The organism is Propionispira arboris (genome assembly GCF_900109225.1).
Lineage (GTDB): Bacteria > Bacillota > Negativicutes > Selenomonadales > Selenomonadaceae > Propionispira > Propionispira arboris.
In genome coordinates, this window is the sequence record NZ_FNZK01000004.1 from 140,309 (window position 1) to 156,013 (window position 15,705).

Here is a 15,705-nt window from a genome sequence, read left to right on the forward strand (position 1 = left end):
AGAATAAGTGAGTTGATGGATTAAATGGATGCTTTTTTAGATGATGTAAAGTTATTGGCTGCGGGTGAAGGTGGCTTAGTCGTAGAGTTTGGTGCAATCATTTCTCCGACTATTAATTTATGTGTTCAGAGTTTTATGCGGATGGTCTCAGCTTCTAAAATTAATGGAATGATTGAGGCGGTTCCGTCCTATTGCTCTGTTGTAATTTATTTTGATCCATTTAAAATTACGCGAGCGTCTTTAACAAAACAGATTGAGGTCATTTTAGCGAATTTACAGCTTACTAAATTGGGGGATTTAGTACGACGGGTTGTGCATATTCCCGTTTGTTATGGTGGCGTTTTAGGACCGGATATAGATTATGTCGCAAAATATACAGGTCTTATGATAGAACAAGTCATTAAACTGCATGCAGGACAGCCATATTTAGTTTATATGCTGGGTTTTACACCCGGCTTCCCTTATTTGGGAGGATTATCCGATTTATTAATTGTGCCTCGTCAGGAAAAACCACGCAACCGGGTTCCTGTTGGCTCGGTTGGGATTGGTGGTAATCAGACGGGTTTTTACCCGATTGAAAGCCCGGGTGAATGGTGGTTGATTGGTCGGACACCATTAAAAGCCTTTGATCCGACACGATCAGAGCCATTTTTACTAGCACCAGGCGATTATGTGCAATTTGAATCGATTCCGTTGGAACAGTATTTTTCAATTCGTCAAGCGGTGACACAAGGAATTTATCAGCTTAAAGTCAGTGCGGAGGAACAAGTATGATTACAGTGATTCAACAGGGAGATTTTACGACATTACAAGATCAAGGACGCTGGGGATATCAAGCTTGGGGGATGCCAATTGCTGGAGCTATGGACAGTTATGCCTATAAGATGGCAAATTGTCTTATTGGCAATCTGGAAACAGCTGCTGTAATTGAAATGACGGGATCGGGAGCTGCTTTTCGCTTTGATGAGGAAACGCTGGTTTCGCTGTGTGGTGCAGATATGCAGGCGAGTGTCAATGGAAACATAATTGCCAATTGGTCATCTGTATTGATACCACGACGCGGAGAATTGCATTTTGGCCGGGCTGTTTTGGGGCGACGTGCTTATTTAGGTGTACGGGGAGGTTTTGATGTTCCCTTGGTTATGGGAAGTCGATCTACATATACTGGTGCTAAACTGGGCGGTCTGGAAGGGCGAACCTTGCAGCAAGGCGATGTTTTATACATAGGGAAAGATACATTTATTCCGGCTAAAGTACAAAAATTAACTGCCAACGATATTCCTGTATTTTCAAAAACATGGACACTGCGTGTGGTTAGTGGACCGCAGACACATTTATTTCAAGCTGAAGCGGTGTTTCGCTTTTTTTCGGAGGTTTATCTTGTTACAGCGGCAGATCGTGTGAATTATCAACTTGCCGGTCCGAAATTGGCTATGCTGGATAAGGTCGATGTTATATCGGATGGAGTGGGGCTGGGGGCAATAGAAATTCCGGCCTGTGGTCTGCCTTATATTGTGGCACCAGATCATGGTACTACGCGGGGCTTTCCTAAAATAGGCTATATAATCCAGGTTGATTTTCCTAAAGTTGCACAGGCAAATATAGGCGATACGATTCAATTTCAACAGGTAACAGAAGCGACGGCAATTGCTGCTTTAAAGATTGAAAGAACGGCCTATGAACGGATCAAAAAACAACTTGGCTGATGTATTTAAAATAGGGTTGTTCAACTTTCGAAAAAATTGAACAACCCTATTTATTTTTTCAATTTTACCGAATGCCTGAGAGGTGATATGATAATACCAAGAAGAATACCAATATTATTTTAGAGAAGCAATGGCGCTTTAGACAAAGATTAACTTTGTTTGAGGTGCCATTTTTGTATATATATGGCATTAAACATTTTACATAGTACTCGTCGGGAATGGGGTATAGGGTTGAGTGGCGTTACGTAGGAAGCAAACGATGCCCTATACCCCATTCCTGGCAGACTGATAGACTGGATGGAATTTCTTTAATGCGTTCTACATAGAAAGGGGCGATACAAATGTATCAAGTGGATTTGAATTGTGATTTGGGTGAGAGCTTTGGTAGTTATACATTAGGCCTTGATCAAGAAATCTTGCCGTTTGTGACTTCCGTAAATATTGCTTGTGGGTTTCATGCTGGAGATCCAGCCGTAATGCACAAAACCGTAGAATTGGCTCTGAAAAACAATGTGGCAATTGGTGCACACCCGGGACTTCCTGATTTAAATGGATTTGGTCGCCGCGTGATGGATATAACCGCACGGGAAGCTTATGATATGGTTTTATATCAGGTGGGTGCACTGCAGGCTTTTGTCAAAGCAGCCGGGGGAATTTTGCGGCATGTTAAACCTCATGGTGCACTTTATAATATGGCTGCGAAAAACAGTTTTTTGGCAGAGGGAATTGCCGAAGCAATTTACAAACTGGAGCCAGAGTTGATTTTATTTGGCTTATCCGGCAGTGAAATCATTAAAGCTGGTGAACGGATTGGTCTTCGTACCGCCAGTGAAGTCTTTGCAGATCGTACTTATCAATCGGATGGTTCACTGACATCAAGGCAGCAAATGAATGCCTTGATTACGAATGAACAAGACTCTATTGAGCAAGTTCTTGGTATGGTGACGACTGGTTCTGTTTTATCAAGACAAGGCAGCCTTGTCCATCTTAAAGCGGATACAATCTGCATTCATGGCGATGGAGCAAAAGCACTCTTATTTGCCCGTAAAATTAGAGGCGCACTGCTGGATGCTAAAGTTTCAATTCGAGCAGTTAAAGGTAAAATTTCATAAATTATACAGTATATACGAGGGGGACTTATTCATGAAAATAGAAGAAACAAATACAAATAAAGCCTTACCTGTAAAATCAAACTGGAGTTTATTGATGGGAGCGGCATTTCTGATGGCAACATCAGCAATTGGGCCTGGATTTTTGACACAGACTACTGTATTTACGGAAAAATTAGCCGCTAGTTTTGGTTTTGTTATATTATTATCGATCATTATTGATATTGGAGCGCAATTAAATGTATGGCGAATTATTGCTGTTGCAGGCAAAAGAGGACAAGATATTTCGAACATGGTTTTACCTGGGCTTGGTTATTTTGTTTCTTTTTTAGTGGTAGCTGGGGGGCTGGCATTTAATATTGGCAATATTGCCGGATGTGGATTGGGGCTCAACGTAATGTTTGGTATATCACCAATAACGGGTGCTCTGATTAGTGCAGTTATTGCAATTGCAATCTTTTTAAACAGAGAAGCTGGTAAAGCAATGGATCGGTTTACACAGATTGCTGGGGTAGGTATGATAGGACTCACTTTATATGTCGCAATTGTATCCGATCCACCGATAAGTCAAGCTGTTAGCAAAACTTTAATGCCAGACTCGATTGACGTTATGTCCATTATAACTTTAGTTGGTGGAACGGTTGGCGGCTATATTACATTTGCTGGAGGGCATCGTCTATTAGATGCCGGTATCAAAGGTGTAGCTGCTTTGCCGCAAGTGACACGCAGTTCGGTTTCGGGGGTTGTCATCACAGGCATTATGCGAGTGATTTTGTTCTTGGCAGCACTGGGAGTTGTTTCGCATGGTTTATCGCTTGATCCAACCAATCCAGCGGCATCTGTGTTTCAATTATCGGTTGGTGAAATTGGTTATAAGATTTTTGGCCTGGTTATGTGGGCAGCGGCCATTACTTCTGTTATTGGTGCAGCTTATACATCGGTATCCTTTATTCAAACATTTAGTCCTGTTCTAAATAAAAATTATCGTATAGCTATTATCGCTTTTATACTTTTTTCTACATTGATTTTTGTTTTTGTAGGAAAACCAGTTACTGTATTGATTTTAGTAGGTGCTTTGAATGGGTTGATTCTTCCAGTTACATTAGGAACTTTATTAATTGCAGCTTATAAAAAGACGATTGTCGGCGACTACAAGCATCCGCTATGGATGACGGTTTTTGGCACAGCCGTAGTTGTAATTATGCTTTACATGGGTGGTTATACATTAATTAATGAATTGCCAAAAATATTTCAATAAATTATCACAAATTAAAAGGAGTGAAAGAAATGTCGAAGTTTACAAACATGACACCGGATGCTGCACGGGCGATGTTTCGCCGCAATGAATGGCTAAAACCAACATCGGGAATTGCCAGTGGTTATACACAAGCAAATTTAGCTATTTTGAAAAAAGAACTTGCTTTTGATTTTTTATTATTTTGTCAACGCAATCCAAAACCTTGTCCCGTGCTTGATGTAACGGAAGCGGGATCTTGGGTTCCGACGAATGTGGCACCCAATGCTGATATCCGAACAGATATTCCTAAATATAGAATTTATAAATATGGTGAAATGGTAGATGAAGTAACCGATATAAAAAAATACTGGGAAGATGATATGGTTGCATTTTTACTTGGTTGTAGTTTTACTTTTGAATTTCCAATGCTAAATAATGGAATTCCCGTTCGTCATATTGAAGAAAATTGTAATGTGCCAATGTTTAAAACAAATATTCCTTGTCTAAAAGCGGGTAGGTTTTCGGGACCATTGGTAGTAAGTATGCGTCCAATTCCCGAAAAAGATGTTGTGCGTGCCGTACAGGTTACATCAAGATTTCCAGCGGTCCATGGCGCTCCAATTCATATTGGCAATCCGGCTTCTATCGGGATTCAAGATATTTATAAACCTGATTTTGGTGATGCAGTTACGATAAATTCAGGTGAAGTTCCAGTGTTTTGGGCTTGCGGCGTGACGCCTCAAGCGGCAGCAATGCATGTGAAACCTGCGCTGATGATAACACATGCTCCTGGACATATGTTTATTACTGATATTAGAGATGAACGCTTTGGTGTTTTCTGATTTTATGAAAAAGAATATGTCATGTATTTTATTGGGTGTTTATAGTCTTTGAAAACGAGGTGTCAGTAATTTATGGGAGAAAAAAATATAGAATGGATTGAGATGTTTCCTTTAGGCGAAACGGGGATTACGGTTTCCTTTGGTAAGGGAATTCATCCTGATATACATTATAAAGTAAAAGCTTTTGCTGATTATCTTGAAAAACATTCCTTTACGGGAATGATTGAATATATATCATCATTTTGCAGTATTACAGTATATTATGATTCATTACAGGTACGAACGTTATCATGGGATAATATAGATACTGCAAAACCAATTTCGTATCAAATAGTTGAGCAAATTATGTTGAAGTTTTTGAATGAGGTGGATTTAACCGTAGAAAAAAAAGCGGATATTGTCCGAATCCCAGTTTGCTATGGGGGCGAATTTGGTCAGGATTTAGAGTATGTTGCTTCGTATCATAAGCTGTCGGTTCAGAACGTTATTGATATTCATACGAGTAGTAGATATTTAGTTTATATGATAGGGTTTGCACCAGGATTTCCTTATGTAGGCGGTATGTCACCACAAATTGCTACACCACGTCGGTCTTCACCACGTTTGTCGATACCAAAAGGCTCAGTGGGTATTGCAGGCACGCAGACGGGGGTATATCCAATCGAGACACCAGGCGGTTGGCAGCTCATAGGACGGACTCCCCTCGCCTTATTTCAGCCGGATTCTGAGATTCCTAGTCTCTTACAAGCAGGTGATATTATAGAGTTTTATTCAATATCATATGAAGAATATCAAGCGTATGAGAAAGGCGGGCTCAGCTGATGGAGGTTTTAAAAGCGGGGTTGTTTACGAGTATTCAGGATCTGGGAAGAACGGGCTATCAGAAATATGGGGTTATTGTAAGTGGCGCAATGGATGCTTTTTCGCTTCGCATCGCTAATCTTTTGGTAGGAAATCCTGAACCTGAGGCTGTCATGGAAATCACGATGATTGGTCCTTACTTAAAAATTAAAAAAAATACCATGATTGCCATTACCGGGGCTGATTTATCACCGATGATCGCTGGTGAACGCGTTCCAATGTGGCGCCCTGTTTATATTACACAAGATACGATTTTGCAATTTGGTGCCTGTAAAACTGGCTGTCGCACATATTTAGCAGTAGCAGGCGGCTATAATATAAAGGCCGTTATGGGAAGTCAGAGCACATATCTGCGAGCGGGAATTGGTGGATTTTCGGGGCGGGCTTTGCGTAAAGGGGATGTTTTACAAGTGTTGCCGGTAAAAGATCATCAGCGACCTTTTATAAAAAAATTACAAAAAAACAATCAAACAAAAAATTTTATCAGTTCATTATGGTATGTTCCAGAACCTTTAGGTTTGGCATCATCAAAAAACATTGTGATTCGTGTAACGCGTGGAAACGAGTTTTCGCTTTTTGACACAGTCAGCCAAAAAAAATTTTTCGAAAAGTCATTTCATATTACGACGCAATCAGATCGTATGGGCTATCGTTTGGCAGGGGATGCATTAACTCTGGAAAATCCAACCGAAATGCTTTCCGAGGCGGTGACGTTTGGTACGATTCAAATACCACCGGACGGGCAGCCGATTATTCTTTTGGCAGATTGTCAGACTACGGGAGGCTATCCGAAAATCGCTCAAGTCGCAAGAGTCGACCTCACTATTTTGGCACAAAGTAAACCCGGACAAAGGATCCACTTTTCTGAAATATCACTACAAGAAGCAGAAGATCTTTATATTAAACGAGAAATTTATTTGCAGGAGATTAAAAGAAACATCGCTTTATATGTAAATTGAGTTTATTGAGCTTTAAATCGAAAGGCATCATAAATAAAGGAGAATCTATTTATGTTTACAATAGAAGAGTTAAAAGAGCTTATCGGAATTTTAGATAAATCTTCACTGGAACGTTTGGAACTAGAACAAGAAGGCACCAAGCTTATTTTAGCAAAAAGTGTCGTTTTGAAAAATCAAGAAGAACCGCTTTTAAAATCATGGCAAACATCGCCAGAAATTGTTCATAAAAAACTGGAACAGAAATCAGAAATAGACCTTCATAAAATTCTATCGCCTGTAGTTGGTACTTTTTATATGGCGGCAGAACCTGGTGCGAAACCTTTTGTAACAATCGGTCAGAAAGTTTTACCGGAAACGGTTGTTGGTGTAGTTGAGGTCATGAAATTATTTAATGAAGTTGAAGCTCAAGTCGAAGGTGAAGTTATAGAAATCCTAGCAAAAGATGGAGATTTTATCGAATATGGACAGCCATTATTTCTCATTCAAACCAAATAAAATAAGACAAAAAGAGAAAGGTGGAAACCCATGTTTACGAAAATATTAATAGCGAATCGCGGTGAGATTGCAGTCCGGATTATTAGAGCTTGCCGCGAAATGAATATAAAAACGGTGGCTGTTTATTCGTCCGTGGATGTTAGCGCTTTGCATGTCAAGCTGGCAGATGAAGCCTATTGTATCGGTCCGGCAGCGGCAGGTGAAAGCTACTTAAATCAAGTGGGTTTACTTGCAGTGGCACGTTTTACGAAAACAGAAGCAATTCATCCCGGTTATGGTTTTTTAGCGGAAAATGCGGGCTTTGCTGAAATCTGTGAGCAGGAAGGGTTCTGCTTTATCGGTCCTTCGGTCGATGCTATAAAAAAAATGGGCGATAAAGCTACGGCAAGAGACACAATGGAAAAGGCAGAAGTGCCGATTATTCCAGGTTCCAAAGGGTTGATTACATCGGTTGAAAAAGCAGTTTTATTGGCGGGGAACATTGGTTATCCTGTTATTGTAAAAGCAACGGCAGGTGGTGGTGGTAAAGGCATGCGGGTTGCGGCTAATCCAGAGGAGTTAGCCAAAGCAATTCTTACGGCCCAAAAGGAAGCCGCTGCCGCTTTTGGTGATGCGGGGGTCTATTTGGAAAAATATTTGGAAAATCCGCGCCATGTTGAAATTCAAATTATGGCGGATCGTTTTGGTCAGGTTGTTTATCTGGGTGAACGGGATTGTTCGATTCAAAGAAGGCACCAAAAACTTCTGGAAGAAGCTCCATCGCCAAAACTCGATGAACCTTTACGTAAGAAAATGGGACAGGCAGCTGTTCTTGCAGCAAAAGCAGCTGACTATTGTGGTGCTGGAACAGTCGAATTCTTATTGGATAAACATGGAGATTTTTATTTTATTGAAATGAATACAAGAATTCAGGTTGAACATCCGGTGACGGAATGGATAACTGGTATTGATCTGATTAAAGAACAGATTTTGGTCGCTGTTGGTCAAAAACTTTCTTTTCAACAAAATGAGGTTCAAATTCAGGGCTGGTCCATCGAGTGTCGAATTAATGCGGAAAATCCTGCAAATGGATTTTTACCAAATCCTGGAGTTATTACCTTATATCGAGCACCGGGTGGTTTTGGTGTACGCATTGACAGTGCGGTTTATGAAGGCTATGAAATTCAGCCGTTTTATGATTCACTATTGGCAAAAGTTATTGTTTGGGGCAGAAATCGCAACGAAGCAATCACTCGTATGAAACGTGTCTTAGCTGAATTTGAAATTGAAGGAGTCAAAACAACGCTGCCATTTCAGCGGAAATTGCTTGAACATCCGGATTTTGTGAAAGGTGATTTTGATACGGGATTTCTGGAAAAAAATGAGTCGAAATTTCAATAAAAAAATGCAACTCGGGAAGAATATATATTCTCGAGTTGCATTTTTATTGTCGTGATTTTTTGTATTCACGTGGTGTTGTCTTGAATATTGTTTTAAAAGCCCGGGAAAAAGTGGAATAATCTTTAAAGCCGCAGTCAAAACAGACTTTTGTGATTGGAATGTCTTGTTGAATCAAATCTCTAGAACAGAGCAAGCGCTTGTTGGTTATATATTGATGGATGCTGTAGCCTGTTTCTTCTTTGAATTTGCGCATCATATGATATTTGCTGATGAAAAATTTTTGTGACAGATTGTCCGACTTTATTGTTTCAAATAAATTGGCGTTGATATATTGTAGGATTTCAATGATTTTTTTATCATAAACAGTCGTTGATATCGTTTCAATTTGGTGATCTAAAATTGCCCGATTCAAATGAATCATAAATTCCAAGAAAAGCAGTTTAGCAGATAGATCACTGGCAAAAGCATTTTCGGTTAATGCTTTTTTTAGATTATCAATGAGGTTGAGCAATTTTTGCCGTTTCGCTGGATGGATGCGAATGACATTTGAATGTTCTTTTTTTGCCAGATGAAAACAATTTGCTAAATCATAAGAAGCCGTATGATATTTTTCCATAAAAAGGGGCGAAATATAAATTACGATTCGTTCATAGGGCTGTGAAAAATTGATCTTTGGTTTATGGATATCATTGCGATTTACAAGTAAGATATCACGTGGTTCTAACATATAAGATTTACCTTCGATCATATAATTTACATTGCCGGAAAGAAAAATAATGATTTTATCAAATTCGTGATAATGGTAATTGAATTCTCGTAAAGCAGTATCAATTAAATGAAAAAACTTAAAATCCGTGTCCAAATAGCCTTTTTTTTCATAACGATCCATTACAACACCTCCACTTTTTATTATATAGCAATATTTGCAATATAAAAAGCATTTTTACAATTTTATATGTGTTTGATGCTTGCTATACTGTATATAACAAAGAATTTTTCCGCGAATTGTTCTTCTGAACACCAAATGAAAATTGCAATCTTTACATATTCTTTATGTAAACAGCAGTTTTTTGACGTCTTTTTTATATGAAGCTGTGTTACGATCAGTATAGTAAAAAAGAAATGATAGGGTGTTGAGGAGAATCTATTATGAAGCAGATACGATTGATCATCGTGGAAATTGAAAAAAATATTCGGATTTCAGTAGTAGAACATTGGATGAATAAAAAAATTGTTGGCAGCACGATTCAGCATGTTCATATTCAAAACTTGGATTTGATTTATTATGGTACGCTCAATACGTATTTAGGCGAAATTACTATTAGTTCTGGAACCCCGGTTACTATCTATGATCTAAAAAGTGTATTTGAGTCTCATCCTTATTTTATTCATCAGCTTAAATTTAAAAATAGGGAGTTGTAAAGATGAGCTGAAAGACTTAAATCACAATAGCATGTATTTTGATATATTAAAAAATGGAGGGGTGCATGATGCCTGTTTTATTAAAAAAATATCGTATTTTAGAAAATGAGTATCTTGTATATGATCCGCAGCAAAATGATCTTGTGCTGGACAAAGCACAAATCCAAGTGTTCTGTGATCGTCATAACGGTTTGGGTGCGGATGGCTTTATCATTGGACCGGTTTTTAATGGAAAAAAAATCAATATTAAAATGTACAATGCCGATGGCAGTGTAGTGCGAAAAAATGAACAGATGTTAGAAGTTTTTAGTAAATATATTGTGGATGAAGCTTATATGAAAGATCAGTTTTTTATGATTTTCACGTTGGCTGGCAAAGTTACAGTTGATTTGTTTGAAATTGGTAACGAATTGCAAAAAATTTCTGTAAGTGATATAACGATAACTGATTTTTTTGCCCGGCAGATCCGTGAAGCAGGGCGGAGAGATATTGTTTGTGCATCATGAAATTTCATATAAAATAAAAATATCACAGCTCATTTATTTGTTGTGATATTTTTTGATTAAGATATATATAATATTTAATGCAATTTATATATATAGAATGCATTAAAGAACTTACATCCAGTCTATCAGTCTGCCAGGACTGGAGTATAGGGCATCGTTTGCTTCCTACGTAACGCACTCAACCCTATACCCCAGTCCTGACGATTGCCATATAAAATGTTTAATGCCATATATATAGGTTCCACCAGTTTGGGATATTTTCAAAAAGAAGGGATTGGTTATTTTATTGAAGAATATAATTAAATGATTGAATTTTCAATATAATTTATTGCGGGCTGGGATGATCGGATTTATGAGAGAGGATTGAGGCTTAGAATGAAACATTATAAAGTTGCAGTAATCGCTGGTGATGGAGTTGGCCCGGAAGTCTTGGCAGAAGGTATGAAAGTGCTCAGGCGAATTGCCGAACTGTCTGGTACTTTTGCCGTGGATTTTATAGAATTTCCCTGGGGCTGTGAATACTATCTAAAACATGGCAAGATGATGGATGAAGATGGTATGGAAAAATTAAAGCAGTTTGATGCAATCTATTTAGGTGCCGTTGGGTATCCTGGTGTTCCAGATCATGTTTCTCTGGGGGACTTACTTTTAAAAATCCGACGAGGGTTTGATCAATACGTTAATTTACGTCCCATTCAACTTTTAGCGGGGGCGCCATGCCCTTTAAAAGATATTCCACGTGAAGAAATTGACATGCTTGTTGTCCGTGAAAATAGTGAAGGTGAATATGCAAATGTTGGTGCGCGCCTATATCAGGGGAAACCGGAAGAGGTTGTTTTACAGACGGGGGTGTTTTCGCGAAAAGGCACGGAACGGATTATTCGTTATGCCTATGAATTAGCACGCAAAAACAAAAAAACACTTACGAGCATTAGTAAAGGCAATGCCCTTGGCTATTCTATGGTATTTTGGGATGAAATATTTGCTGAAATCAGCAAGGAATATCCAGATGTAGAAATTCATTCCTATCTTGTTGATGCAGCTAGTATGTTTTTTGTTAAAGACCCAAAACGTTTTCAAATTGTTGTAACCTCCAATTTGTTTGGTGATATTTTAACGGATTTAGGCGCTGCCATTGCTGGTGGTATGGGGCTGGCTGCTGGAGCAAACATCAATCCAGAACGAAACTATCCTTCGATGTTTGAGCCAATACATGGTTCGGCTCCGGATATTGCCGGTAAAGGCTTGGCAAATCCTTTAGCGGCAATTTGGTCGATTAGTCAAATGTTGGATTTTTGGGGACAGGAAACTTTTGGGAAAACAATATTAGAAATAATTGAACAAATTTTAGTGGAAAAACGTATATTGACTCCCGATTTAGGCGGGCAAGCTGGCACAGCAGCTGTAGGTAATGAAGTGGTTCGTTTATTGGAACAAAAAATAAAATAAGAACGTAAAGGTTATAAAAAAATTCGTAGGCAGATTTTACTGCTTACGAATTTTTTATTATATAAATTGCATTGAATATTCTATATGGCAATCGTCAGGGAAGGGGATATAGGGTTGAGTGGCGTTACGGAGGAAGCAAACGATGCCCTATATCCCCTTCCTGGCAGACTGATAGGTTATAATTTCTTTAATGTTTTGTTACGAAAAAATTGTTTCGGTGGTAGGTTTTTTAAAAGTAATGCAATAAAATAATCCGTCATTGACGATTTTTACGGAAATATCTTGCATTTCAGGAGGAACAAGATGAACAGGTGCAGCTGCCGCGGAAACATCAGGAAAATATTTTTTGGATACGGGAGTGCATTGGTATATTTTTTCGATGCATTTTTCAGTTTCATCGACAATCATTAATTTTGTTCCTGGTTTTGCCACACGAATCATTTCGTGGATGGCTTTTTGTTTATCATTAAAATAATTGATACCACCAATATGGAAAACAACATCAAAAACATTATCTTTAAATGGCAGGTTTTCTGCTTCGCAGCGACCTAAAAAGGTAGGTATTTTCCATTTTAATAAATGTTTGACAGCAGTTGTTAACATTTTTTTTGAGATGTCGATACCATAAAACCGTGCTCGATGATTTAGATATAAGAGATTGTCACCTGTACCGATTGATACTTCTAAAACTTTAGCATTGTCTTTAATGTCCAGCTCATTTAAATACTCACTGCGAGCTTTGAATTCACTGCCAAATTTGAAAAAGAAGTAAACGCGATTTGCTAGTGTATAAATAAAAGCAAACTTGCTGTAGAGTCGACTGTATTTTTTGTTGTTGCCATTCAGTTCTTTGCCAGATACAAAGGAATAATAGCCATTTTTATATGGATATTCTTTTTGACATTCCTGATTGATTAAAGTACCTTGACGTAATTCTAATTTGTGTTTTGTATATGGATCTTGCAATATATGTAATACTTCATCTGTCATGTAGAATCCCTCACTTTGGAATTAGATTTTATATAATATGATTTGATGGCATGACTTCAAAACATTGTACCGCTGGGTTATGATATCTTTCCTTGGCTAAAGAATCTTCTTTAAATTCTATGGACTCTTGTGGACACCAATGGATACAAGCGAGACAATATTGGCATTGATGCTGCCAAACCGGCTTGCTATTTTCCATTTTAATATTTTCTGCAGGGCAAATCTTGGCACAAATTCCACAGCCGTTGCAATTTTCTTGTACCCAAAAGTCAGCATCCATTTGATCTGGGACGAAGGCATCATAGATATTTTGTTCTTTTTCATAAGTTGAAAGGGGCGCTAACTTTATTTCTGTTTTAACTTTTATTTGTTGTGCGATTTCTTGTGTTTTTTCCCTTTGTAAGTTTGTGCGGTCTGTGAAATCTTTTTTTGGATGAGGGTAATACATAAACCACATATTACCAGGCATCGGAATCCCAAAATGAGCGGCAAGATAGGTGTTTTTTTCTTTTAATAATTCATTAATTTGTAAAAAAGAAATAGCAGCATAGCCACCATAATTCGCAATTGCAAAGAAATAAGTTTGGGAATTTATTTTTAAATTTTTAATAAAATCTCGTACCATATGTGGTAAGCCCCGATAATATACGGGAAAAACAAAACCAATTTTATCACTGGTGATATCTGCTTGAATATTCATATTTTGTTTACAAATTTGGATTAAGCGAGCCCCGGGCAGTGCCTGTTTTAAATCTTTGGCTATTTTTAAAGAATTGCCGGTTCCTGTGAAATAATAAATACTTGTTTTCAAAATTCGATCCTCCTTTAGGTTGACTCTGTATTTATTGTACATCATTTTTATATAAATCGCAGTAAATAATAAAGTTTTTTTGTTAGAAAGTAATATAGATTAGATGATCGCTATGTTTTGCGTAAAATGTATACTGTTATGTTATACTAATTATGAGTGATTTTATCAAGTGATAAGGGGCGAAGTCTTTTATGAAAGATCGAAAAATTCGAATTGGAATCATTGGGTTGGGCGAGATTGCCCAAAAAGTATATCTTCCTTATCTTGTGCAACAAACAAATTGGTTATTGATGGGAGCCTATTCGCCAACAAAAATAAAACGGGATACAATTTGCCAATATTATCGTATTCCTTCTTTTGCTGCAATGGGAGATTTAATTGATCAATGTGATGCAGTTTTTGTGCATAGTTCAACCTGCACTCATTTTGCGGTTGTAGCAGAAGCGCTCAAAAAAGGTAAAGATGTTTACGTCGATAAACCATTGGCGAGCTCGATTGAGGAAGCGGAACAGTTGGTCCAATTAAGCATAAAAACCGGACGAAAATTGATGGTTGGGTTTAACCGTCGTTTTGTACCGCTGTATATCAGGGCACGTGAACAGGCAAATAACACAGCTTGGATTCGTATGGAAAAACATCGGATAAGTTCGCTGCATGATGTTAATTTTGCGGTGACCATGTTAGATGATTATATTCATTTAGTAGATACGGTGCGTTGGTTGAGAGAACCAAATAATAAACTTACGGGGCACATTAACTTAAATGATGCCCAGCAGCTTGTAAGTGCTCAGCACGCTTATCAAAGCAATAATGGCAGCACTGTGTTTATTGGGATGCACAGAAAAAGCGGCACAAATCTGGAACAGCTTGAATTTGTGAATGAAAATTCTGTGATTCGTGTGAAAAACATGGATACGATGGAAATAGAAAAGGCAGGAAAAGTTATTACAACAACTTCTGGTTCATGGGAGAGTATCTTAAAAAGACGAGGCTTTGAAGCAGCAATTTTGCACTTCATAGCGGCGGTGCAAGGTGATACAATACCTGCTATTGATGGAATAGAAGCTTTAAAAACCCAACAGCTTTTACAAGATATGATCGATTTAAAATATCTTGAATTTTAAATTAAAAACATATTTTAAGGAATATTTAAATTTCAGCTACAGGATATCGGATTCTTTTAGAGAATTATTTTAAATAAGGTTCAGGGACTACAGTATCGAATCTAAACGATGGATAAAAGAAAGGTACGTGGTTGAGAGATGGAACAAATAAAAAAGCGTCGCAGTATTCGAAAATATCTTCCTCGCGATGTTGAAGATGATAAAATCCTTCAATTAATGGAAAGTGCAAGACTTGCTCCATCAGGCAGTAATACGCAGCCGTGGCGATTTGTTATAGTGAAAAATGAAAAAATAAAGCAAAAATTGGCTAGAGCAGCCCATAACCAGAATTGGATGCTGTCAGCACCGGTTATGATTGCTTGTATAGCCGATGGAACATCACGCATTGATGAATATGCGGAGCTTAATTTTGATGAACAAAGTCCGCGGGAAGAATTGAAACAAATGATTCGTGATACATCGATTGCGGTAGGGTATCTTCTGCTGGAAGCAACAAACATTGGTCTCGGAAGCTGCTGGGTTGCCTGGTTTACCCAAAATGAAATTCGACCTATTTTAGATATTCCCAGCGATAAATATGTAGTTGGAGTTATTACATTGGGGTATGCTGCCGAGCAGCCTGCGCCAAGACCACGGAAAAATTTGTCCGAACTTGTTCATTATGAAAAATGGTGTAATGAACGCTAATATTTAATAGTTCTTCACAAACACTTCTTTTTCAAATGATTTTTTCTTAAGAAATGTTTTCTTTATTACGATAATAAAGATAGACTTTATAGCTAAGAAGGATTCTTAGTTCAATAAGATTTATGGA

General features: G+C 38.0%; 17 protein-coding genes. 14 read left to right on the forward strand and 3 right to left on the reverse strand.

Features of this window, described 5'->3' with window-relative positions:
- The first annotated feature begins 24 nt into the window (after positions 1-24).
- The 9 genes from pxpB (BMY14_RS05475) (at position 25) to accC (ending at position 8,589) form a co-directional block, all read left to right on the forward strand.
- Complete coding sequence (gene pxpB / locus BMY14_RS05475) at positions 25-774, forward strand: 5-oxoprolinase subunit PxpB (RefSeq protein ID WP_091829911.1); 750 nt, start codon at positions 25-27, stop codon at positions 772-774.
- The gene (locus BMY14_RS05480; protein ID WP_091829913.1) at positions 771-1,706 is read left to right on the forward strand and encodes a 5-oxoprolinase subunit C family protein; all 936 of its coding nucleotides are present in this window, start codon (positions 771-773) and stop codon (positions 1,704-1,706) included. Before pxpB (BMY14_RS05475) ends, BMY14_RS05480 begins: the two co-directional genes overlap by 4 nt.
- A 341-nt stretch (positions 1,707-2,047) precedes the next feature.
- Positions 2,048-2,818 (forward strand): LamB/YcsF family protein, encoded by a 771-nt coding sequence (locus BMY14_RS05485; RefSeq protein WP_091829915.1) that lies wholly within the window; start codon positions 2,048-2,050, stop codon positions 2,816-2,818.
- Positions 2,819-2,849: 31 nt separating this feature from the next.
- On the forward strand, positions 2,850-4,073 hold the full coding sequence (locus BMY14_RS05490; protein WP_091829917.1) for an NRAMP family divalent metal transporter: 1,224 nt from the start codon (positions 2,850-2,852) through the stop codon (positions 4,071-4,073).
- A gap of 29 nt (positions 4,074-4,102) precedes the next feature.
- Positions 4,103-4,894 (forward strand): putative hydro-lyase, encoded by a 792-nt coding sequence (locus tag BMY14_RS05495; protein ID WP_091829919.1) that lies wholly within the window; start codon positions 4,103-4,105, stop codon positions 4,892-4,894.
- Between the two features lie 72 nt (positions 4,895-4,966).
- Positions 4,967-5,716: a 5-oxoprolinase subunit PxpB gene (pxpB, locus tag BMY14_RS05500; RefSeq protein WP_091829921.1), complete on the forward strand. Its 750-nt coding sequence runs from the start codon at positions 4,967-4,969 to the stop codon at positions 5,714-5,716.
- Positions 5,716-6,714, forward strand: coding sequence for a 5-oxoprolinase subunit C family protein (locus tag BMY14_RS05505; protein ID WP_091829922.1), 999 nt, complete (start codon positions 5,716-5,718; stop codon positions 6,712-6,714). Before pxpB (BMY14_RS05500) ends, BMY14_RS05505 begins: the two co-directional genes overlap by 1 nt.
- 51 nt (positions 6,715-6,765) lie before the next feature.
- On the forward strand, positions 6,766-7,209 hold the full coding sequence (locus BMY14_RS05510; RefSeq protein ID WP_091829924.1) for an acetyl-CoA carboxylase biotin carboxyl carrier protein: 444 nt from the start codon (positions 6,766-6,768) through the stop codon (positions 7,207-7,209).
- Positions 7,210-7,239: 30 nt separating this feature from the next.
- On the forward strand, positions 7,240-8,589 hold the full coding sequence (gene accC, locus BMY14_RS05515) for an acetyl-CoA carboxylase biotin carboxylase subunit (protein WP_091829926.1): 1,350 nt from the start codon (positions 7,240-7,242) through the stop codon (positions 8,587-8,589).
- A gap of 43 nt (positions 8,590-8,632) precedes the next feature.
- Here the strand turns inward: accC and BMY14_RS05520 are convergent, their stop codons facing one another.
- Entirely contained in the window at positions 8,633-9,478 is an 846-nt protein-coding gene (locus BMY14_RS05520) for an AraC family transcriptional regulator (RefSeq protein ID WP_091829928.1), read from the reverse strand.
- 260 nt (positions 9,479-9,738) lie between these two features.
- Between BMY14_RS05520 and BMY14_RS05525 the strand changes: the two genes are divergently transcribed.
- From BMY14_RS05525 to BMY14_RS05535, 3 genes are all read left to right on the forward strand, one after another.
- Positions 9,739-10,011, forward strand: coding sequence for a hypothetical protein (locus tag BMY14_RS05525; protein WP_091829930.1), 273 nt, complete (start codon positions 9,739-9,741; stop codon positions 10,009-10,011).
- 65 nt (positions 10,012-10,076) lie between these two features.
- Positions 10,077-10,517 carry a hypothetical protein gene (locus BMY14_RS05530; protein ID WP_177177489.1) on the forward strand — a complete coding sequence of 147 codons (441 nt, stop codon included), beginning with the start codon at positions 10,077-10,079 and terminating at the stop codon, positions 10,515-10,517.
- Positions 10,518-10,892: 375 nt separating this feature from the next.
- Complete coding sequence (locus BMY14_RS05535; protein WP_091829934.1) at positions 10,893-11,966, forward strand: tartrate dehydrogenase; 1,074 nt, start codon at positions 10,893-10,895, stop codon at positions 11,964-11,966.
- 198 nt (positions 11,967-12,164) lie between these two features.
- On the opposite strand, the gene BMY14_RS05540 is transcribed toward BMY14_RS05535, so the two are convergent.
- Both BMY14_RS05540 and BMY14_RS05545 read right to left on the reverse strand, forming a co-directional pair.
- Positions 12,165-12,956 carry a class I SAM-dependent methyltransferase gene (locus BMY14_RS05540; protein ID WP_091829936.1) on the reverse strand — a complete coding sequence of 264 codons (792 nt, stop codon included), beginning with the start codon at positions 12,954-12,956 and terminating at the stop codon, positions 12,165-12,167.
- A gap of 28 nt (positions 12,957-12,984) precedes the next feature.
- Positions 12,985-13,812 carry an EFR1 family ferrodoxin gene (locus BMY14_RS05545; RefSeq protein WP_342741759.1) on the reverse strand — a complete coding sequence of 276 codons (828 nt, stop codon included), beginning with the start codon at positions 13,810-13,812 and terminating at the stop codon, positions 12,985-12,987.
- Between the two features lie 146 nt (positions 13,813-13,958).
- Here BMY14_RS05545 and BMY14_RS05550 point away from each other — a divergent pair, with 146 nt between their 5' ends.
- Positions 13,959-14,891: a Gfo/Idh/MocA family protein gene (locus tag BMY14_RS05550; protein WP_091829940.1), complete on the forward strand. Its 933-nt coding sequence runs from the start codon at positions 13,959-13,961 to the stop codon at positions 14,889-14,891.
- Between the two features lie 138 nt (positions 14,892-15,029).
- A complete protein-coding gene (locus BMY14_RS05555) occupies positions 15,030-15,578 on the forward strand; it encodes a nitroreductase family protein (RefSeq protein ID WP_091829942.1) in 549 nt (182 codons plus the stop codon).
- Positions 15,579-15,705 lie beyond the last annotated feature (127 nt).